Origin of the sequence: Methylobacterium sp. Leaf117 (genome assembly GCF_001422985.1) — a bacterium.
Lineage (GTDB): Bacteria > Pseudomonadota > Alphaproteobacteria > Rhizobiales > Beijerinckiaceae > Methylobacterium.
Genome location: NZ_LMNL01000004.1, coordinates 44,957 through 63,637, shown reverse-complemented (window position 1 = coordinate 63,637; position 18,681 = coordinate 44,957). Strand labels below are relative to the sequence as shown.

The following is an 18,681-nucleotide window of genomic DNA, read 5'->3' as shown; positions in this document are numbered from 1 at the left end:
ATGGCCAAGACGGCAGATAAGACGGCGGACAAGACGGCAGACGTCACGACCTACATTCTCAAGCAGGCCCTAGCCGCCCGCGTCGACGACCACGTGGAAATCGCGGTCGAGGCCGAGGACGGCACCACCTTCAAGATCCGGGCGACGGCCGACCAGCTCGATGCCCTCACGGGCGACCTCGAGACGATCCTGGAAGCCGACGACGCGAGCGCCTGACCGATCCCGGGAGCCCGCCCCCGCGGGCTCCCGGTCCCTTGCGACAGCCTCGCTCCCGATAAAGCCTCGCTCCCAAGACAGCCCTGGAAGGCCCGAAAGCCGATGACCATCGACCCCCGTGACGCCGGCCCGCGGCCGCCCTTTCCCGGCGACCAGCAGCAGGAGCGGCCGGGTCTGAGCTCGCGCATGGATCCGGCGCCCGATCACGGCGAAACGAGCTACGTCGGCAAAGGCCTGCTAACCGGCCGCGTCGCCCTGGTGACCGGCGGTGACTCCGGCATCGGCCGGGCCGTGGCGATCGCGTATGCCCGCGAGGGCGCCGACGTGGCGATCTCCTACCTGCCCGTCGAGCAGTCGGACGCCGAAGATACCGCGGACTGGGTCCGCAAAGCCGGGCGCCGCGTCCTTCTGCTGCCCGGTGATTTACGCGATGCGGCCCATTGCCGGAGGCTGGTCGAGTGCACCGTGGCGGAACTCGGGGGCCTCGACATCCTGGTCAACAACGCTGCCGCCCAGGTGGTGAACGAAGAACTCGACGATGTGACGCCGGAGGATCTCGAAGGCTCGTTCCGCGCCAACGTGTTCGCGATGCTGTACCTCGCCCAGGCCGCCGTGCCGCACATGAAGCCGGGCTCGGCCATCGTGAATTCCACGAGCCAGCAGGCCAAGATCGCCGACAAGACCATGCTGGTCTACGCCTCCACCAAGGGCGCCATCGCCAGCCTGACCATCGGCCTGTCGAACCTGCTCGCGCCCAAGGGCATCCGGGTCAATTGCGTCGCGCCCGGCCCTGTCTGGACCCCGATCCAGCCCATCGTAAAGAGTCCCGAGCAGATCGCATCCCTCGGCGCCGACACGCCCCTCGGCCGGGCCGGCCAGCCGGCCGAACTGGCCCCCGCCTACGTGCTGCTCGCCTCGCGGGAGGGCAGCTACATGACGGGCGCGCTGGTGCCGGTCACCGGCGGGACCCCGATGTATTGAGGGGAATGGGAAACACGAGTGAAGAACGCGCCGATTGCGCTTTCGGCTGATCCGGCCGACGACCAGGACTTCGACGCGACGGCCGAAGCCCTGGACCGGGGCCAGCGTGCCTGCCTGATGCGTCGGACGCGGACCAGCCTCGGACTGTCGCAGTCGGAGTTCGCCAACCGCTTTCGGGTTCCTGTCGGGACCTTGCGCGACTGGGAGCAGGCGCGGGCGACAGCGCCGGATTTTAGCATTGCCGATGTCCGGCTCATTGGACGCTACCCCGACATCGTGGCCCGGGCGGTGGCCTGAGCCACCGCCCGAGTCCATCAGCCCAGAGTTTGTCAGGGATAAGCGGAAACCGGTTATCCCTGACACGACAAACGAAAACGAAAAGCTCTAGCGTCCGTCCGCCAGGAACGCTTCGGCGCTCCGCAGACTCATGGCCATGATGGTCAGGGCCGGGTTGGCGGCGAGCGAACTCGGGAAGGTCGAGCCGTCGCAGATCCACAGGTTCGGCACCTCGAAGCTGCGGCCATAGGGATCGACCACCGCGGTGTCGCCGTCGCGGCCCATGCGGCAGGTGCCGATGGTGTGGGCGACGCGCTCCAGGGTCCAGAGATCCGTCGCGCCGGCCGCTTCCCAGACCTGGTTCAGGAATCGGGTGGCGTGCGCGTTGAGGCGCTTTTCATTCTGGCTGTAGCCGAAACTGATCGTCGCCTTGCGCATCCCCAACGCGTCGACCTCGTCGGAGAGCGTCAGCACGTTGGCGTCGCAGGGCAGGGTCTCGCCGTTGATGCCGATGCCGGCCATGTGGTTGTAGCGCGCGAGCTGGTCGGCCAACGCCCGTCCCCAGAGCTTTCGCCCCCGCGCCAGGGAATTGGCGAAGGTGAGCGGGACCACGCCGAGGCTTTGCACGAGATAGCCACCAGCGAAATCCGCGTCGGCCGGGCGGATCATATCCTCGGTGATGAGCGAGGAGGGATAGCCCTTGTTCATCCGCATCTCGGGCTCGAAGGTGCCCCAGACCTGGGTGGCGACGTGGCCCATGTAGTTGCGGCCGACCTGACCGCTGCCGTTGCAGAGGTCGAGGTGCAGGAGGAGGCGTGCGGATTCCACCGAGCCGGCGCACAGGAAGACGTTGCGGCAGGGCTGGCGACGGTCGACGCCGCCCTGGCGGTAAATCACAGCGGTGACGCGGCCGTCCTTCGACCGCTCGATGCCGTGAACCCGGGCCTCGGCCCGGATCTCGGCGCCGTGATGCACGGCGAGCGGCAGGTAGGTGACGTCCATGCTGGTCTTGGCGCCGGTGCGACAGCCCTGGTGGCAATACCCGCAGTTGATGCAGCCGGGCCGGGTCGGGCCATGCTCCTGAGGGAAGGCGCGCGACACGACCGCCGCTGGGGCATCGGCGAATCGCACCCCGAGCGCCGTGCAGGCGTTGGCCATGGCCTGGGCCGGTGCGTTGCGGGCGACGGGGCCGAGCGGGTAGGCACGGGTCTCGTCCCAGGGATAGGAGGCCGGACCGGACACGCCGATGAAGGCTTCGACACGCTCGTAGAACGGCCGCAGCTCGGCATAGTCCAAGGGCCAGTCGACGCCCTCACCGGTCTCGGTGTGGAGGCGCAGATCGCGGGCATCGGCCCGGGGCGTAAAGGCGCCCCAATGCAAGGTCGAGCCGCCGACGCCGGTGCCACTATTGTTGCCGCCGAAGGCTTCGGGCGTCGAGCCGCCGCTGATCCGCTCCTCGGTCCAATAGATCTCGTCGGCCAGTGTCTCGTCGAAGGCGAACCCCTTCGGATCGAAGTTCGGCCCGGCCTCCAGGGCGACGCAGGAGAGGCCGGCCTGGGCGAGGCGTGCCAGCAGGGGCGCACCGCCGGCGCCGGTGCCGATCACCACCGCGTCGACGGTCTCGTGGATTGCATGGCGATGCATCGCATCGAGGTTCATCGGGTGGTCTCCGGAAGCGTGCAGGGTTCCCATGCTTCGCGCTGGCCGATACCGATGTCGCGGAAGCCCGGGAGGGGGTCGGTGTCGCCGCCCGCACCGATGCCGCTGAAATCCATGCGAGCCAGCGCCAATGGGTGGGCCAGATAGGTGCGCGCCACGTCGGCGCGAAGATCCTCGAACCAGAACCCCATCTGTTCGGCATCGAGATCGCCCGAGACCGTGCCGGTCTCCAGGCTTTCCAGCAGGGCATCCTGCTCCTTGGCGTCGAGAACCACGAAGGGTTTCGCGTGGGCCGCGCGGGCGGCGGCGTCCAGGGTCCGCAGCGCGAGGCTGTAGGCCTCCGCGTCCGGCGGCAGTTTGGCGAAGCGCCAGCCGTCACCGGCCCCGCTCGCCAGCCGGGCATCGATGCGGGCGGCCAGATCGATACGGTCCGGCCCATCCTGCGGCAGCACCCGGTCACAGGCGGCTCGCAGGATCGACAGACCGACCGGATCGAGGGCGCGGGGCTGATAGGCCGGGTCGTCCGCCTCCGCCCGCGCCAGCAGTGCCTCGCGCAGGCGGCCGTTCACGCGTTCCGACCGAATCAGGTCCGCATAGGCCTGCGGCAAGGTGGGGGCAGGGGCGGGCGCTTCCTGCCAGGCCGGTTCGACCAGGAGCGTACCCACGGCCAGGGCCACGGCCTGCGGGCGCTCAAGAGGAATGAGGTGCCCGGCGCCCTCCAGGGTGACGAGACGGGCCTGGGCAAGGTGCGGAGCCGTCAGGGCAGCCTGGGCGGTCGCGCCGAGATCGGCATCCTCCGAACCGGCCAGGATGACCGCCGGGCTGCGCAGGATGCCGATCCGCGCGCACCAATCCTCACGGCTGCCGTGAGCGAGCCAGGCTTTCCAGGCTTCGGGGCTGGCGCGCAGGACATCCGCCACGGTCCGGTCCATCAGGGCCTGATCGAGGGGAGCGCCGACATTCTGAGCGACGAAGGCGTCCGCCTCCCGCGCGCGCGCGGCTGAATCTGCATCGATCCAGGCGATCATCGCGGCGCGCTTGTCCTCGGACATCGGCTCGGGGGAGGGCGGCGAACCGGCCATCAGCGCGAGGCCTCCGAGGCCTTCGAGACCGGGTGCGCCATCCTCCGCCTGCCGGGCGACCGCGAGAGCGACCTTGGCGCCCATGCTGTTGCCGGCCAGCAGCCATCGGGCCGGGGCGTCTGCCCGGATCCGGGCCGCCACGCCGTCGGCCATCGCGCCGACGTCTCGGGCGGGACCGCTCCCGTCGGCGCCGAAGCCGGGCAAGTCCAGGGCGACGCAGTCCACCGCACCCGCGAGGTGCTCCGCCACCGCGTCGAAGGTTGCGGCGCTGCCGCCGAGATAGTGAAGGCAATAGAGAACCGGCCGGCCGGATGATGTGTTAGACATGCGCTGCAAAGAGCGCACGACGTCGTCCCTTCAAGTCAGCCGGGACGCGGCGTTCGGCAGCATCCCCCGGTTGGAACGAACCTCGGCCGGACGTAAAGCTCCCGCCAAGAGCGCATGGGCTGAAGACAGAGACGGAGCGCAGGGCGGGGCAACCCCTCGCGCATCACCGGATGCAGGAGGCCTGCAGCGACGCGAACACCCGCAGGCTCGCTTCGAGATCGGCGGTGCTGACCTCGGAAAAGATTTCGGCCCGCAGGCGCACGAGATCGGCTTCCATGCGGGCGACCACGGCCGTCCCGGCGGTGGTGAGGCTGAGCACCTTAGCCCGGCGGTCGGTGGGATCCTCTCGGCGGACCGCGAGGCCCGCTTCGCAGAGTTGGTCGAGGAGGCGCACCAGGGATGGCCCCTCAATGCCGACGGCCTCCGCTAGGGCGTTCTGACGCGGCGCGCCATTGAGGCGACCGATCATGATCAGCGGAACCGCCGTGGCGTCGGAGAGACCATGCGCCTCCATGACCGTGTTGGCCGCGCGGCGCCAGTGCCGGCCCGTCAGCAGAAGCGTGTGGGTGTAGGCGAGGCGGAGCTGGTCCAGAGTTCTGACGGGCGGCTTTCGGGCAGACACGCGCGAGGCTCCTGTGCGCACCGACCGTGGACGATCCGGCCCTCTTTTCGTTTGCGTATTATTAGGATGCAAGCCGTTTGATCGCAAGCGGACATCGTCGTATCAGAGCAGCAGCACACGTCCCGTCGCCCGGATGCTGCCGTCGCCCGGATGCTGCCGCCGTCCGGATGATGCCGCCGTCCGGACGCCCCCGGCGGCCCCCGCCGTGGCCGGCGCCGCACCGGCTCTTGATTGATCCGACGAGACGTAAGTAAGGACTGACGATGACCGCCCCCGACGATCTTCCCTTCGCCACCCAGCCGCATGCCTCGCCCGTCTCGCCGGAACGCCGGGCCGAGCTTCTGGTCGATCCCGGCTTCGGGCGGGTGTTCACCGACCACATGGTGACGATCCGCTACGTCGAGGGACGCGGCTGGCACGACGCACGGGTGGAGGCGCGTGCCCCGATCCAACTCGATCCTGCGGCGGCGGTGCTGCACTACGCCCAGGAGATCTTCGAGGGCCTGAAGGCCTATCGTACGGCGGATGGCGGCGCGGCCTTGTTCCGACCGGAGGCCAATGCCCTGCGCTTCCGCCGCTCGGCCGAGCGCCTGGCGATGCCGGCGCTGCCCGATTTGGTCTTCGTCGAGTCGGTCAAGCAGCTCGTCAGCGCCGACCGCGACTGGATCCCGTCGAGCGAGGGCGGCAGCCTCTACCTCCGCCCCTTCATGATTGCCAGCGAGGTCTTCCTCGGCGTCAAGCCGTCCTCGGAATACCTCTACCTCGTCATCGCCTCGGCGGTGGGCGCCTACTTCAAGGGCGGATCCGAAACTGTGACGGTGTGGGTCTCGCAGGACCAGACCCGCGCGGCCCCCGGCGGGACGGGTGCCGCCAAGTGCGGCGGCAACTACGCCGCCAGCCTGCGCGCCCAGGCTGCGGCGGTGGAGCACGGCTGCGCCCAGGTGGTGTTCCTCGACGCGGTCGAGCGCCGCTGGGTCGAGGAGCTCGGAGGCATGAACATCTTCTTCGTCTTCGACGACGGCTCGATGGTGACCCCGCCGCTGAGCGACACCATCCTGTCGGGCATCACCCGCGACTCGATCCTGACGCTGGCAAAGGCCGACGGCATCGCGGTCGCCGAGCGGCCCTATTCCATCGACGACTGGAAGGCCGATGCTGCCAGCGGCCGCCTGCGCGAGGTTTTCGCCTGCGGCACCGCCGCAGTGATCACGCCGATCGGTACCGTGCGCAGCCCGGACGGCGAATTCTCCGTCTCGGACAACGTCGCCGGTCCGGTGACGAAGCGCCTGCGCTCGGCCCTGGTCGACATCCAGCGCGGCAACGCTCCCGATCCCCATGGCTGGGTCACGCGGGTCTACTGAGCCACGGACGGGAAACGGGTCTCGGCGCCACGCCGAGGCCTCTTGCCCCTTGGGGAAGAGGCGGGCCGGGCGGGCGCCGTGAGCGTCAGGGCAGCGCGGCCCGCTTGCGCAGGATCAGATCGCCCCGGAACAGGAATTTCTGGGCGCGCTTACCGGTGTCCACCTCCGTGGTGAAGACGTTGCCGCGGCTGTCGACCGCGAGGTTGTGGACCCAGTGGAAATCGCCCGCCATGCGGCCGTTGCGGCCGAAGGCGCCGAGCACCTCGCCGGTGTCGCGGCTGAGCGTCCGGACCTCGTTGTTGGCCCCGTCCGCGTTGAGGAGGTAGCTCTGCTCGGCATCGGGCCAGAGCGCCAGCTCCCAGACCGAGCCGTTGGCGCGGGTGCTCTTCTCGACGAAGAACTCCTTCACGAAGCTGCCGTCGCGGCGGAAGACCTGGACCCGGTCGTTGGTGCGGTCGCAGACGTAGACCAGCCCGTCCCGGGCGATCTGGACGCAGTGGACGGGGTTGCGGAACTGCTGCGTGGGCGCGGCGGTCGGGTCGTAGGCCGGGAGAGTCTCGTCGGTGGGCGGCTTCCCGTAGGCGCCCCACATCCGCTTGAACGCGCCGGTCTCGGCATCGAACACGATGACCCGGTGGTTGAAGTAGCCGTCGGCGACGAAGAGTTCGTTGGTCTCAGGGTCGACCTGCATCGCCGCGGGCTTGCCGAGGCGGCTGGTGTCGAGGCTGTTGGTCTGCGGCCCCTGCTTGCCGATCTGCAGCACGAACGTCCCATCGGGCGCGAACTTCAGGATCTGCCCGTCGGTGTCGCCATTGCCGGCGAGCCAGACGAAGCCCTTGTGGTCGATGTGGATGCCGTGCTCGTTCTGGGGCCAGTCGTAGCCTTCGCCGGGGCCGCCCCAGCTGCGGATCAGGGTGCCGGCCTGATCGAACACCAGCACCGGGGGCGCGGGATGGCAGCACTTGGTGCGGGGCGGATTGAGGCTCGCGGCCTTCTCGTCGTCGGTGAGGCTGCGCGGGCGCTGAACTACCCAGACGTTGTCCTGTGCATCGACGGCCACGCCCGAAGCCTGCCCCATGATCCAGTTGTTGGGCAGCGGTTTCGGCCAGGCCGGATCGACCTGGAAGGTTAGCGGGTCCGCGAGCGCGCTCCCCGCCCACGCGAATGCCAGCGCGGCCAGACCAAGCCGAAGCCTCATGCCATCCTCCCGATGTGATCTCTTCTTGAACACAGTATTCGCCGCCGTCCGAGCGGCGTCCAGTGGCGGCGCGGCCGCGGCTTGTGGCGGACCGAATTCTGTCACGGGTGTCCGTAGGCCTGGATACCGGGGTGATCAGGCGCCCCGAGCGGGCGGCATTCCGGGTGGGTCTCGCAGGACGGCTTCCCACAGGATCGCGGCCCGCTCCCAGGTCAAAGCGTGCCGCTGCAGGAGGGCGCCGGCACTGAGCTCCGACCACAGGTCGTCGTTGACCGCGAGAGCGACGACGGCGTCGGCGAAGTCCGCATCGCTCGCCGCGATCCACCCGTTCACCCCGTGCTGCACCCGCTCGGCCAGCGCTCCGATGCCGGCGGTCACCACGGGCAGCCCCATGGCCTGCGCTTCGGCGGCGGCGAGGCAGAAGGTTTCGTCGGGGGAGCCGGGACAGACCATGGCCCGCGCCCCGGCATAGAACGCGGCCAGGGCGGCGGCTCCGACCCGCGGGTGGAACACGACCGGACCACTTTCCTCAGGTGAATCGGGCTGTTCCGACCCGAAAAGCCCTTCCGATCCAAAAACATGCAACGTCGCGCCCGAGGCGACCAGGGGCGCGGCGTTGCGCCAGAGCCGGAGCATCCGGTCGAGGCCGCGTTGGGGCTGCGAGGCGTAGACGAAATCGCGGCTGTGCCCGCGGGTCGGCTCGGGCGTGCGGAAGACCGGGGAGACCCCGTGCGGGATGACGTGGCGACGCCGGAACGGGTAGAGCGGCGACATCGTCCGGGCTGCCAGGCTGCCGACGAAGACCGCCTCCGGCCGCAGGGACAGGAAGGGCCGGAGGTATCCCTTGCGGATGGATTTCTCGACGTTCAGGGGATTGTGAACCCAGACGATGCCCCGCCGCCCGGGGAAGTCCCGGAGGGGACGCGGATCGTTGCTGGTGACGATCGCATCCGCCGCACAGTCCGCTGCCGCCTCCAGGGGGATGTTGCGGATGCCGTCGCGCACCACCGTCCCGATCCGGCGCGTAGCCAGGGTCACGGCCCACCCGCGCCGGGCGAGCGCCTCGGCGAGGGCGATATTCGTACTCTCGATGCCGCCGAGACCGACCTCCGCGGGGGTGTCGAGCCCGAAGGCGACCGGCGTCGCGCAGATGAACAGGATCCGGCGCATCGACATCTCCAGGGGACGGGTTCCGGACCGGTTTCGAGGCGGTTGAGGGGAAACTCCCGGACGGATCAGAGCCCGAGGTCCCGGCACCGCTGCCCGAGCCATGAGGCGGCGGGCGGCGGGGCATCCCGGCCGATCGACCACAGCTTGCCGCGCCATGCATGCACCGCCACGGTCTCGGGCAGGATCCGCGCGCGCGCCGCCCGGTCGTCCGCCTCGGCGAGGAGATGGGCGTCGTCGTCGCCGAGGGGATAGAAGACCGCGCGCGGCTGGGCATGGCCCTCGAGGCCGAGCTGGCGCACGAAGTAGGTGAGGGCGCGCGGACCGATCGCCAGGCGCTCCGGATGGACCGGGATGCGCTTGCCGATCAGGAGTTCGAGGCTGCGCTTGACCCGGATATGGCCGGTCGCCCACGGGGCCCGGATCGGCACCGTGGAAATGGCGTCCCAGTAGCGGGCGACGAGCTCCGAGTTGGGCGGCGCCGACAGGATCGCGTTGTTGAGGCGGCTCCGGTTGAGCCACCCGAACAGGTAGCCGGCCTCGCCGCTGGACGGGTCGAGGGGACGCTGGAACACGCAGTCGAGGTCCGACCAGACACCCTTGCCATCGCGGATCAGGCTGAGGCGCAGGTAATCGGCGTAGAAGGCGAGGACGCCGCGGCGGCGGTAGAGGTCCGCCATGACGTTCGGGCCGATCCCCTCGCGGGCATCGATCACCGTGCCGGGAAGCCCCTGCCGCCGCAGGCCCGCCACGTCGTGCGAGTAGATGTGCAGCGGGTGCCCGGCCGCGACGATCGAAGCCGCGCTGAGCCGTTCGAGCCAGGTCACCGGCCCTTCCCAGTAGGTCACAACGGTCTGTCGGGGGGTGCCAGGCGCGACGGTGGCTCGACTCATTCCCGCTCGCCCTCCCGGCCTCGCGCCGCATCCCGGAACCTGGACGCCGGGCGCTGCTCTATCGCGACCCCTGCGGCGCGACCACCGCTAAATCGGCCAGTGTGTCAGGGAAGGGCCAGGATTCGCTCGCGCAAGGGGGCGTCGGCGTAGCCGTCGGGCGTCAGGCCGTGCGCGGCCTGAAAGGCCCGGACCGCCGCGCGGGTTCGCGGGCCGATCTTGCCGTCGGGGGTTCCGGCGGGGAAGCCCCGCTCCGCCAGGCGGGCCTGAAGCGCCTGCACGTCGGAGGGGGTCGGCATCGAATCGCCGCGGGGCCAGTCCCGGGTGAAGCCGGGAGCGCCGCGCAGGCGGTCCGCCAGATGGGCGACGGTGATGCCATACGCCAGCGCCGTGTTGTAGCGCAGGATGATCCGGAAGTTGGGCTGGAGCAGGAAAGCCGGGCCGCGCGCACCGGCGGGCAGGATCAGGGTTGCCGGCACGGTGTCGTCCGGGAGGGGCTGGACCGGGTCGACCCCGAGCCGGCGCCACGCCGCGAGGCTGCGTTCGGTGGTCTCGTCCGCGAGAGCATAGTCGAAGGTGTCCGGTAGGCGCGCCTCGCTGCCCCAGCGTTCTCCGGAGCGCCAGCCCATGGCCTTGAGGTAATTGGCCGTCGAGGCGAGGGCATCCGGGACCGAGGTCCAGATGTCGCGCCGGCCGTCACCGTCGAAATCCACCGCGTAAGCTTGATACACCGTCGGCATGAACTGCGTGTGGCCCATGGCGCCGGCCCAGGACCCGGTGAGCGGCTCGGGCGGAGGATGATCCTGCGCCTGGATCTGCAAGGCCGCGATCAGTTCCGAGCGCCAATAGGGCGCGCGCGGCGTCTCGGCACAGGCCAGCGTCGCCAGGGAGCGCAGGACCGGACGGACGATGCCGGGGTTGTCGAGGACGCGGCCGTAGGTCGATTCCACCCCCCAGAACGCCGCGAGGGTGAAGCGGTCGACCCCGTAGCGGGCCTCGATGGCCGCGAAGGTGGCGGCCCAGTCTGCCAGCTTGCGCTGGCCCTCGGCGATGTGCGCCTCGGTGACGGCGGCATCGAGGTAGGACCAGATCGGCGTGACGAATTCCGACTGGTTTCCGGTGGCGGCCGCCACCGCGGGGTCGGGAGCGAGGGTGCGCAGTCGGGCCGCCACGGCCGGGGGGACGCCGCGCGTTTCGGCCTCGGCCGCGATCGCATCCGTGCAGGCGGTATACGCCGGAGGTCGCGTCACGGTCACAGGGGTTTGCCCCGCATCCGGCGCCCCGGCCTCGCCCGACGCGGCACGCGTCGCCAGGACCAGCGAGAGGACCAGCGAGAGGCCCGGCCCGGGGGTCGGCCGAGACGCAGGTCCGGAGCGTTGCCGGCGACACCGCATGCAGGGGTTCCTTCGATGCCGGAGTGGGCCGCCAGGGTAGCGGCGCGGGCCCGGGGGCGGAAGACCGGAACCGGGAGAGATTGACCGGCGCCATCAACCGGCCGTTTCGATTTGGGGCGCTAGGGTCGGACGATCGGTGACGCGCGGATCACCGCCCGGCGACGGATTGGTCCGGGATCGCCGCGATGGTTCGGATTGGTGAAGGGTACCCGAATGCCGAAGGATGCTTGACCGCGATCCGACCCGCCGCGCCAGGAGTCGCCGATGCTGGTCGCCCTGATCCTGTTCTTCGGCGGCCTGGCGGTCGGCCTCGCTGGCAGCATCCGCCTGATCTTCGGGATCTCGGCGGTGGTGCTCGCCCTGTCGGGGCTGGTCTGGCTGGCACGGGGCGAGGTCGGCGTCGTCGGCGCCCTCGTGCTGTTCGCCCATCTCACCGCGCTGCAGGCGGGCTACCTGACGGGCGCCTATCGGCGCTACGGCGACGAGGAGCCGTGAGCCGCTCTGGAGAAGACCTGAGGCTCACCAGAACCAGATCGGCGCCGGGCTGAGCGCAAGGATCGGCACCCACAGCAGCGCGGCGGTGACGCAGGCGATCAGGACCACGGCCAGGGACGGGCGCCGGCCCGATGTGGAACGGCCTGTATTGGAATGGGACATGATCGTTGCGGCCCAGGACAGGAGACGGTTTGTCTTGGTCGAAACTGCAGGGGGTGGGCCGTCCCGCGGGGGAAACCGGCCGAATGCCGGATCGCATCGCCGGACACCGTCACGTAACCAAGCGCGGCGAAGTGATGCCGCCGGTCCGGATCGCAGGCAAAATTGCCGCAATGTGTCTCGACTTCCCGACCGGTTTGTCGCCTTGCTCCGCGCAAGGGGAAGTCATCGTGCCTGCGAGTCCGGCATCCGGAGGCGCAGGGCCAGGGAGTTTTGACATGATCGGACGTGGGTATCGGACGCCGTGGATCGCGGCGGCCTTCACGGCGCTCGTCTGCGCGACGGGTGGGGCGAACGCGGCCCAGTGCGGCAACACCGCCGCCGGCTTCGAGGCCTGGAAGCGGGAATTCTCCGAGGAGGCGCGCGGCCGGGCCAGCGCCGCCAGCCTCGCCACCCTGATGGGCACGTCCTACTCGACGGCGACGATCTCGGCCGATCGCGGCCAGAAGAGCTTCAAGCTCTCGCTCGACCAGTTCCTGGCCAAGCGCGGCGGCAACACCATCGTGTCGCGCGGCCGCGCCCTGAAGGCGCAGAACGCCGCCCTGTTCGCGTCGATCGAGCAGCGCTACGGCGTGCCGCCCGGTCCGCTCCTGGCGATCTGGGGCATGGAGACCGGCTTCGGCGCGGTAAAGGGCAACGTGAACACCCTCTCGGCGGTCGCGACCCTCGCCTACGATTGCCGCCGCTCGGCCTACTTCACCGACCAGCTCTACGCCGCCCTGACCCTGGTCGATCGCGGCGTCCTCAACGCCGGCACCCGGGGCGCGGCCCATGGCGAGGTCGGCCACACCCAGTTCCTGCCCAAGAACGTGCTGAACTACGGCGTCGGCGGCAGCCTCGACAACTCGTCCAACGCCCTGAACTCCACGGCGAACTTCCTCAAGGGCCATGGCTGGCGTGCCGGCGCCGGCTACCAGCCGGGCGAGCCCAACTTCGCCGCGATCCAGGGCTGGAACGCCGCCTCGGTCTACCAGCGCGCCATCGCGCTGCTCGGCCAGCGTATCGACGGAAACTGAGCGCGCGCGCCGGTTCACCCCGCGGGATCGGTCGAGCTGAAGCGACCGGGGACCTGTGCCCTCCCGGGGGCACGGCTCCGGTCGCTTCGAGGCCCCGGCGCATCGCCCGCAAGACGGCTTACAGGCTGACCCATCCAGGCTGACCCATCGTGGATGCAGCCCGCGCCCCCCTCAGCTACCGGATTCACGCAGCTCTGACGGGAAGACCCTCGATCAGAAACAGCGTGATGGCGGTCATCTGCGGGTGGGCCGTGAGGCGCAACCGGGGCTCCCTCTCCTGGAAGGCTCCGGCATTCACACATCGCAGCGCGACGCGGCCCACCTCCCCAGCGGATTTCGGGCCTGCCCGAGATCCGTCGCGCCGTGGGAAGGCGTTGGAGGGTGGGGTGGTTGGGTGCCCCTCAGCCGACTGAGGCCGGCGGAGCCACCCGCACTCTGAACCTCTCCCCACAAGGGGGAGGGGGACCCGCGCAGCCCGCGAGATATGTGCGTGCCGTAGCCGCTGCGCGAGAGGGTGGCGGGGGCCGCCGCCGGCCTCCGGCCGCCCGCTTCAGTGGCCCAGCCCCGCGACGTCGTCGGTGCAGAGCATCAGGTCGCTGGCTCCGGCGACCACGCCGGCGAGGGCGCGGAGATCCTGCGGTTCGCGCGGGCTCGCGGCCACGCGGCCGGCATCGCGCTTGAGGGCGCGGTTGCAGCCGCAGGAGGGCAGGCCGCCGTCGGGCGTGCAGGCATCGTGCTTGCGGCAGGCGGCATCCAGGGCGTCGATCGGCGTGACCTCCATGCCGTCGTTGCCGGGGCCGCAATAATGCCCGTGGATCAGCAGGGTCGGGCGTGGGGTCTGCCGGGGCAGGGGCGCGTCCGGCGGGACGGGCACTCCCGGCCGCTCCAGTCCGCGTCCGCTCGGTCCCGGCTCCTCCGATTGCAAGCCGTTCGATCCGGGATGTTGCGGGACGATCAGGTCCTGTGCGGCGGCGGGGGATGGAGCGAGGGCGAAGGACGGTGCGAAGGACGGGGCAAAACAGGGGGTGAGCGTCAGCGCTCCGAGGAGCAGGGCAAGCGTCAGGGTCCGCATGGCGGGTCTCCGGTCGTCGGATCGGGGGAGGGCGAGCGTCGGATTCGGGCTCGGCGCGATCAGCGGCCGGGCGCGTGGTCAGGCGTCGGGAGCGTGGGGGGGGCGGATGCGCCCGTCAGGCCGGCGTGGCGCCCCGGATACGCGTCTCGGCCCAAATGCGCGTCTCGGCCCGGACCCGGCCGGACGGGATCGCGAATCTGCTCACGCTGGAGCCGGCCGCGTGCGGAAGGATGGTCATGGAAACGGTCTCGCATGTCGGCGGGATGGGTCGGGTGCGCGCAGCCCGCATCCGCCATCCGGTAGTCCCCTCGGACGGGACAACCCTATCGGAACCGCTCCGTTCCATATGTCTGGCACCGAACGCGAGCGAGACCGTCCCGACGCGATCCGGCCCCGCTGTACTCCGGATCTTGCCCCGAGATCTTGCCCCCAGATCTTGCCCCCAGATCAAGCGCTGAATCGGACCGATCGCCGGACCAACCCGGGCCGGATACGAGTCAGCGGGAGCGGACCGAGCCTGTGATCGGGAGCGAAACGGGAAACGCATCCGTTCCCTTTCTCCGGGACGGGCCGCCCCTCAGCAGGCCGCGACGTTGACCGCGAGGCCCCCCAGCGAGGTCTCCTTGTACTTGGCCTGCATGTCGTGGCCGGTCTGGCGCATGGTCTCGATGACCTCGTCGAGGGTGACGCGGTGGATGCCGTCGCCGCGCAGGGCCAGGGAGGCCGCCACCACCGCCTTGTTGGCCCCGAAGGCGTTGCGCTCGATGCAGGGGATCTGCACCAGACCGCCGATGGGGTCGCAGGTCATGCCGAGATGGTGCTCCATCGCGATCTCGGCGGCGTTCTCCACCTGGGCCGCATGGCCGCCGAGGAAGGCCGCCAGCCCCGCCGCCGCCATGGCGGCGGCCGAGCCGACCTCCCCCTGGCAGCCGACCTCGGCGCCCGAGATCGAGGCCCGGGTCTTGATCAGGCCCCCCACCGCCGCCGCGGTGAGCAGGAATTCCCGCGACCGCGCATCCGACCAGTCGGGGCAGAAATCGCGGGCGTAGCGCAGCACCGCCGGGATGATGCCGGCGGCGCCGTTGGTCGGCGCCGTCACCACCCGGCCGCCGGCCGCGTTCTCCTCGTTCACCGCCAGGGCGTAGAGGCTGATCCAATCGACGATCTCGTGGGCGGCGCGGGTGTTGCGCAGGCGCCCCTCCGTCAGGTCGTCGTGCAGGCGCCGGGCTCGCCGGCGCACCTTGAGGCCGCCGGGCAACTCGCCGTCCTGGCGCAGGCCCCGGTCGATGCAGGCGAACATCGCGTCGCGGATGGCATCGAGGCCGGCCTCCACGGCCGCGGGGGTGCGGGCGCCGCATTCGTTGGCGAACTGCACCTCGGCGATGGTGCGGCCCTCGGCGACGCAGAGGGCGAGGAGGCCGGCCGCGCTGGCATAGGGCACGGGGCAGGCCGCCTCCGCATTGGGGGCCGCCTCGGCCTCGGTCACCACGAAGCCGCCGCCGACGGAATAGTATTCCTCGCTGTCGAGGACGGCCCCGTCGCCATCGAGCGCGCAGAAGCGCAGGCCGTTGGTGTGCAGGGGCAGCAGATCGGTGAAATTGAAGGTGAGGTCGGCAACCGGGTCGAAGGCCGCCCCCCCGGGTCCGAGCCGCTTCTCGGCGCCGAGCACCGCCACGTGGCCGGCGACCCCGTCCGGGTCGACGGTGTGGGGCTCGTGATCGAGGAGCCCGAGGAAGATGGCGGTGTCGGTGCCGTGCCCGCGCCCGGTCCAGGCCAGGGAGCCGAAGATCTCGGCCCGGATGCGGGCGAGGCCGGGCAACCCGCGCGTCCGCGTGCGGAACCGGCGCGCCGCCACCATCGGGCCGATGGTGTGGGAGCTCGACGGGCCGATTCCGATCTTGAAGAGGTCGAAGGCGCTGATCATCGGCTCTCGCGGTGCGCTGGGGCCCGACAGCCGGGCACGATCCGCGCCAGCGCGCGCCGCCGGCGGGCCGGTGGGCGGTCACGTCGCAGGGCAGGGCGGGGCAGGGCGGGAACCGCCTGATACACCGCCCGGCGCCGGACGGACAGGCGGGTTGGACATTGGGGGTTGGCGACCGGGGGCGGGCGCCTGGGCCGGTGCGTCGGGGACGGGCACGCTCCCTCTCCGCGGGCTCCTGGATTCACGGCATCTCACCACGACGCGGCCCTGCTTCCCAGCGGATCTCGGGCCTGCCCGCGATCCGTCGAGCCTGTGGGGTGGCGTTGGAGCTGGGGGTGGCCCCGCCAGCCTCCGCCGGATGAGGGTCACCCAACCACCCCCACGCCGAACCTCTCCCCACAAGGGGGGAGCGGGACGCGGTTTGCCTGCGAGATTCTTCCTGCAAGAGTCTGCCTGCAAGATCAGGTGTGTGAATCGAGACGCGCAGAGGCGGGAGGGCAACAGGCGGGAGGGCAACGGGCGGGTGGAATCGGCGCGGTGTGAAACGGGCAGGCGGTCGGGGGCGCAGCCCCCCGACTCACGCGGCCGCGCGGGTCTGCTCGCGTCGATTGGCCGGGCTGGCCAGGAGGTCGGTGATCAGGGCGACGAGCTGGTGGCCGTGATAGGGCGTGCGCAGGCGCAGGGCGCCCGGCTCCAGGGCCTCGCCGTCGAGGCGGCGCGGCGAGCGGACGGTGTAGATCACCCCTACGGTCGGATCGAGGCAGCGGGCCACGCCCGCCAGGGACAATCCGTCCACCGTGTCGCGCACGTCGGCATCGGTCACCAGCACGTCGACCCGGCCCTCGTCCGGCCGGGCGAGCAGCAGGCTCTCGACCTCACCGGCGGTGCGGGCGCCGAGCACGTCGTAGCCCGACATCTCGAGGCAACTCGTGGTGATGGAACGGGTCAGCTCGTCTCCGGCAAGGAGAACCACGAGCGGTCGTCGGGACGCGGCCAGCATGGACGGTGTTCCTGGATGAAAGTCCTGGGTGAACCGAGATCGGAGACTTCGGCGATCCCTTGGAGATGGAGCCAAACGTAAGGGGCGATGAATTAACGCGTGCTTAAACGACCGGTTTCGCGAAGCAATGTCATTTTGAAGGGCAAGCTTACAAGATCGGCAAATTTTCGATATTGCCCACCTTATCAGCATTCAGCTGCCCAGAAAGGCGCCGGAACAAGCAATCCGGCCCCGGCAACTGAATTCGGCATCCCGGCAGCGCCCGCAATCCGGGCATCGTCGGCGCCGGATCAGCCCTGTCCCGCGCCCCGGACCTGCCCGGAAGGCGCGCGCATGACCGGGCCGCAGCGGCGCGCCGGTCCCCGAACGGCCCCACGACACAAACCTTCGGCGCCGGTCGCGTTCGGGGGAACGGGTTTTCGCCGGAGGCCTGAAAAAAGCCGTTTGCTTCCTTTGACGCGGACACGCGTCCGGGCAATTCTAGACGCGGAACAGCAAGCACCAACAAAGACCAAGTCCAGGCCTCGGCGTCACGGAGACGTGAGACAATCATGTCGACGCCTCGTCTTTTGTATTCAATCCGAAAACCTAACCTGCCGGGCCGCCGACCTTGCGCGCCCGCTGAAAACGCATGGATCCGAACATGAGCTTCCAACCGCCGCACCACGACGACAGCGATCCGATCCGCTTCGCCTACTGGGTGCCCAACGTCTCGGGCGGCCTCGTCATCAGCAAGATTCCCCAGCGCACGAGCTGGGACGGCCCCTACAACCGCCGCCTCGCGCAGATCGCCGAGGCCGCCGGGTTCGACTACGCCCTGACGCAGATCCGCTTCACCGCCGGCTACGGCGCCGAGTATCAGCATGAATCCGTCGCCTTCAGCCACGCGCTGCTGGCCGCCACCAGCACGCTGAAGGTCATCGCCGCGCTGCTGCCCGGCCCGTGGAACCCGACGCTGGCCGCCAAGCAGATCGCCACGATCAGCCAGCTTTCGGAGGGCCGCATCGCCGTCAACGTGGTCTCGGGCTGGTTCTCGGGCGAGTTCCGCGCCATCGGCGAACCGTGGCTCGACCACGACGAGCGCTACCGCCGCTCGGAGGAGTTCATCCGCTCCCTGCGGGGGATCTGGACCCAGGACAACTTCACCTTCCGGGGCGATTTCTACCGCTACAGCGACTACACCCTGCGGCCGAAGCCGGCCGACCCGCAGCCGGAGATCTTCCAGGGCGGCTCCTCGCGCGCCGCCCGCGACATGGCCGCCCGCGTCTCCGACTGGTACTTCACCAACGGCAACACGCCGGAGGGCCTGCGGGCCCAGGTCGACGACCTCCAGGCCAAGGCGAAGGCCAACGGGCATGCGGTGAAGGTGGGCGTCAACGCCTTCGTCATCGCGCGCGACACCGAGGAAGAGGCACAGGCCGTCCTGCGGGAGATCATCGACCAGGCCGACCCGGACGCCGTGAAGGCCTTCGGCCACGAGGCGAAGAACGCCGGCAAGGCCTCGCCGGAAGGGGAGGGCAACTGGGCGAAATCGAGCTTAGAGGACCTCGTCCAGTACAATGACGGCTTCAAGACCAACCTGATCGGCACGCCGGACCAGATCGCCGCGCGCATCGTGGCGCTCAAGGATGCCGGGGCCGACCTGGCGCTGCTGGCCTTCCTGCACTTCCAGGAGGACGTGGCCTATTTCGGCGAACATGTGATCCCGCGGGTGCGCGCCCTGGAGGCGGCCCGCCGCGAACGGGCGCGGGCCGCCTGACGCGCGGCCCTCCGCCGAACCGCCCC

At 70.2% G+C, this 18,681-nt stretch carries 19 protein-coding genes; 7 read left to right on the top strand and 12 right to left on the bottom strand.

Annotated elements, in window-relative coordinates; genetic code table 11:
- The 3 genes from ASF57_RS05280 to ASF57_RS05270 all read left to right on the top strand — a co-directional run bounded on the left by ASF57_RS05280 (position 1) and on the right by ASF57_RS05270 (position 1,494).
- Positions 1 to 216 carry a hypothetical protein gene (locus tag ASF57_RS05280; protein ID WP_056190499.1) on the top strand — a complete coding sequence of 72 codons (216 nt, stop codon included), beginning with the start codon at positions 1 to 3 and terminating at the stop codon, positions 214 to 216.
- A gap of 102 nt (positions 217 to 318) precedes the next feature.
- Complete coding sequence (locus ASF57_RS05275; protein WP_056480841.1) at positions 319 to 1,197, top strand: SDR family oxidoreductase; 879 nt, start codon at positions 319 to 321, stop codon at positions 1,195 to 1,197.
- A gap of 18 nt (positions 1,198 to 1,215) precedes the next feature.
- A complete protein-coding gene (locus ASF57_RS05270; RefSeq protein WP_056480839.1) occupies positions 1,216 to 1,494 on the top strand; it encodes an XRE family transcriptional regulator in 279 nt (92 codons plus the stop codon).
- Positions 1,495 to 1,581: 87 nt separating this feature from the next.
- Here the strand turns inward: ASF57_RS05270 and ASF57_RS05265 are convergent, their stop codons facing one another.
- The 3 genes from ASF57_RS05265 to ASF57_RS05255 all read right to left on the bottom strand — a co-directional run bounded on the left by ASF57_RS05265 (position 1,582) and on the right by ASF57_RS05255 (position 5,163).
- Positions 1,582 to 3,132 (bottom strand): GMC family oxidoreductase, encoded by a 1,551-nt coding sequence (locus ASF57_RS05265; RefSeq protein ID WP_056480837.1) that lies wholly within the window; start codon positions 3,130 to 3,132, stop codon positions 1,582 to 1,584.
- Positions 3,129 to 4,541, bottom strand: coding sequence for an alpha/beta hydrolase (locus tag ASF57_RS05260; protein WP_056480836.1), 1,413 nt, complete (start codon positions 4,539 to 4,541; stop codon positions 3,129 to 3,131). Before ASF57_RS05260 ends, ASF57_RS05265 begins: the two co-directional genes overlap by 4 nt.
- 163 nt (positions 4,542 to 4,704) lie before the next feature.
- On the bottom strand, positions 4,705 to 5,163 hold the full coding sequence (locus ASF57_RS05255) for a MarR family transcriptional regulator (RefSeq protein ID WP_244476820.1): 459 nt from the start codon (positions 5,161 to 5,163) through the stop codon (positions 4,705 to 4,707).
- A 263-nt stretch (positions 5,164 to 5,426) separates the two neighbouring features.
- On the opposite strand from ASF57_RS05255, the gene ASF57_RS05250 reads away from it, so the two are divergent.
- Positions 5,427 to 6,524 (top strand): branched-chain amino acid aminotransferase, encoded by a 1,098-nt coding sequence (locus tag ASF57_RS05250; protein WP_056480835.1) that lies wholly within the window; start codon positions 5,427 to 5,429, stop codon positions 6,522 to 6,524.
- A gap of 85 nt (positions 6,525 to 6,609) precedes the next feature.
- Here ASF57_RS05250 and ASF57_RS05245 read toward each other — a convergent pair whose 3' ends face one another.
- The 4 genes from ASF57_RS05245 to ASF57_RS05230 form a co-directional block, all read right to left on the bottom strand.
- Entirely contained in the window at positions 6,610 to 7,722 is a 1,113-nt protein-coding gene (locus ASF57_RS05245; RefSeq protein ID WP_056480833.1) for a hypothetical protein, read from the bottom strand.
- 135 nt (positions 7,723 to 7,857) lie between these two features.
- Entirely contained in the window at positions 7,858 to 8,892 is a 1,035-nt protein-coding gene (locus tag ASF57_RS26185) for a glycosyltransferase family 4 protein (protein ID WP_162241536.1), read from the bottom strand.
- Between the two features lie 65 nt (positions 8,893 to 8,957).
- Positions 8,958 to 9,782, bottom strand: a complete 825-nt coding sequence (locus ASF57_RS26180) for a hypothetical protein (protein ID WP_162241535.1) — start codon at positions 9,780 to 9,782, stop codon at positions 8,958 to 8,960.
- 104 nt (positions 9,783 to 9,886) lie between these two features.
- The gene (locus ASF57_RS05230; RefSeq protein WP_082503704.1) at positions 9,887 to 11,173 is read right to left on the bottom strand and encodes a lytic murein transglycosylase; all 1,287 of its coding nucleotides are present in this window, start codon (positions 11,171 to 11,173) and stop codon (positions 9,887 to 9,889) included.
- A gap of 264 nt (positions 11,174 to 11,437) precedes the next feature.
- On the opposite strand from ASF57_RS05230, the gene ASF57_RS05225 reads away from it, so the two are divergent.
- Positions 11,438 to 11,668: a hypothetical protein gene (locus tag ASF57_RS05225; RefSeq protein ID WP_056480827.1), complete on the top strand. Its 231-nt coding sequence runs from the start codon at positions 11,438 to 11,440 to the stop codon at positions 11,666 to 11,668.
- 24 nt (positions 11,669 to 11,692) lie between these two features.
- Here ASF57_RS05225 and ASF57_RS25415 read toward each other — a convergent pair whose 3' ends face one another.
- The gene (locus tag ASF57_RS25415) at positions 11,693 to 11,830 is read right to left on the bottom strand and encodes a hypothetical protein (RefSeq protein WP_156375973.1); all 138 of its coding nucleotides are present in this window, start codon (positions 11,828 to 11,830) and stop codon (positions 11,693 to 11,695) included.
- 275 nt (positions 11,831 to 12,105) lie between these two features.
- Here ASF57_RS25415 and ASF57_RS05220 point away from each other — a divergent pair, with 275 nt between their 5' ends.
- Positions 12,106 to 12,903, top strand: a complete 798-nt coding sequence (locus ASF57_RS05220) for a lytic transglycosylase domain-containing protein (protein ID WP_056190520.1) — start codon at positions 12,106 to 12,108, stop codon at positions 12,901 to 12,903.
- A gap of 550 nt (positions 12,904 to 13,453) precedes the next feature.
- Here the strand turns inward: ASF57_RS05220 and ASF57_RS05215 are convergent.
- The 4 genes from ASF57_RS05215 to ASF57_RS05205 all read right to left on the bottom strand — a co-directional run bounded on the left by ASF57_RS05215 (position 13,454) and on the right by ASF57_RS05205 (position 16,896).
- Positions 13,454 to 13,975, bottom strand: coding sequence for a hypothetical protein (locus tag ASF57_RS05215; protein WP_056480825.1), 522 nt, complete (start codon positions 13,973 to 13,975; stop codon positions 13,454 to 13,456).
- A gap of 115 nt (positions 13,976 to 14,090) precedes the next feature.
- Complete coding sequence (locus ASF57_RS27205) at positions 14,091 to 14,213, bottom strand: hypothetical protein (protein ID WP_280138736.1); 123 nt, start codon at positions 14,211 to 14,213, stop codon at positions 14,091 to 14,093.
- 339 nt (positions 14,214 to 14,552) lie between these two features.
- Entirely contained in the window at positions 14,553 to 15,899 is a 1,347-nt protein-coding gene (locus ASF57_RS05210) for an L-serine ammonia-lyase (RefSeq protein WP_056480823.1), read from the bottom strand.
- A gap of 574 nt (positions 15,900 to 16,473) precedes the next feature.
- Positions 16,474 to 16,896 (bottom strand): hypothetical protein, encoded by a 423-nt coding sequence (locus tag ASF57_RS05205; protein ID WP_056480821.1) that lies wholly within the window; start codon positions 16,894 to 16,896, stop codon positions 16,474 to 16,476.
- A gap of 643 nt (positions 16,897 to 17,539) precedes the next feature.
- Here ASF57_RS05205 and sfnG point away from each other — a divergent pair.
- Entirely contained in the window at positions 17,540 to 18,655 is a 1,116-nt protein-coding gene (gene sfnG, locus ASF57_RS05200) for a dimethylsulfone monooxygenase SfnG (RefSeq protein WP_056480905.1), read from the top strand.
- Positions 18,656 to 18,681 lie beyond the last annotated feature (26 nt).

Coding starts and splice junctions, on each gene's coding strand:
- ASF57_RS25415 (WP_156375973.1), bottom strand. CDS start 11,830: ATGTCCCATTCCAATACAGGCCGTTCCACATCGGGCCGGCGCCCGTCC.
- ASF57_RS05225 (WP_056480827.1), top strand. CDS start 11,438: ATGCTGGTCGCCCTGATCCTGTTCTTCGGCGGCCTGGCGGTCGGCCTC.
- ASF57_RS05230 (WP_082503704.1), bottom strand. CDS start 11,173: ATGCGGTGTCGCCGGCAACGCTCCGGACCTGCGTCTCGGCCGACCCCC.
- ASF57_RS05245 (WP_056480833.1), bottom strand. CDS start 7,722: ATGAGGCTTCGGCTTGGTCTGGCCGCGCTGGCATTCGCGTGGGCGGGG.
- ASF57_RS05210 (WP_056480823.1), bottom strand. CDS start 15,899: ATGATCAGCGCCTTCGACCTCTTCAAGATCGGAATCGGCCCGTCGAGC.
- ASF57_RS05280 (WP_056190499.1), top strand. CDS start 1: ATGGCCAAGACGGCAGATAAGACGGCGGACAAGACGGCAGACGTCACG.
- ASF57_RS05275 (WP_056480841.1), top strand. CDS start 319: ATGACCATCGACCCCCGTGACGCCGGCCCGCGGCCGCCCTTTCCCGGC.
- ASF57_RS27205 (WP_280138736.1), bottom strand. CDS start 14,213: ATGACCATCCTTCCGCACGCGGCCGGCTCCAGCGTGAGCAGATTCGCG.
- ASF57_RS05205 (WP_056480821.1), bottom strand. CDS start 16,896: ATGCTGGCCGCGTCCCGACGACCGCTCGTGGTTCTCCTTGCCGGAGAC.
- ASF57_RS26185 (WP_162241536.1), bottom strand. CDS start 8,892: ATGCGCCGGATCCTGTTCATCTGCGCGACGCCGGTCGCCTTCGGGCTC.
- ASF57_RS05220 (WP_056190520.1), top strand. CDS start 12,106: ATGATCGGACGTGGGTATCGGACGCCGTGGATCGCGGCGGCCTTCACG.
- ASF57_RS05260 (WP_056480836.1), bottom strand. CDS start 4,541: ATGTCTAACACATCATCCGGCCGGCCGGTTCTCTATTGCCTTCACTAT.
- ASF57_RS26180 (WP_162241535.1), bottom strand. CDS start 9,782: ATGAGTCGAGCCACCGTCGCGCCTGGCACCCCCCGACAGACCGTTGTG.
- ASF57_RS05265 (WP_056480837.1), bottom strand. CDS start 3,132: ATGAACCTCGATGCGATGCATCGCCATGCAATCCACGAGACCGTCGAC.
- ASF57_RS05215 (WP_056480825.1), bottom strand. CDS start 13,975: ATGCGGACCCTGACGCTTGCCCTGCTCCTCGGAGCGCTGACGCTCACC.
- ASF57_RS05250 (WP_056480835.1), top strand. CDS start 5,427: ATGACCGCCCCCGACGATCTTCCCTTCGCCACCCAGCCGCATGCCTCG.
- sfnG (WP_056480905.1), top strand. CDS start 17,540: ATGAGCTTCCAACCGCCGCACCACGACGACAGCGATCCGATCCGCTTC.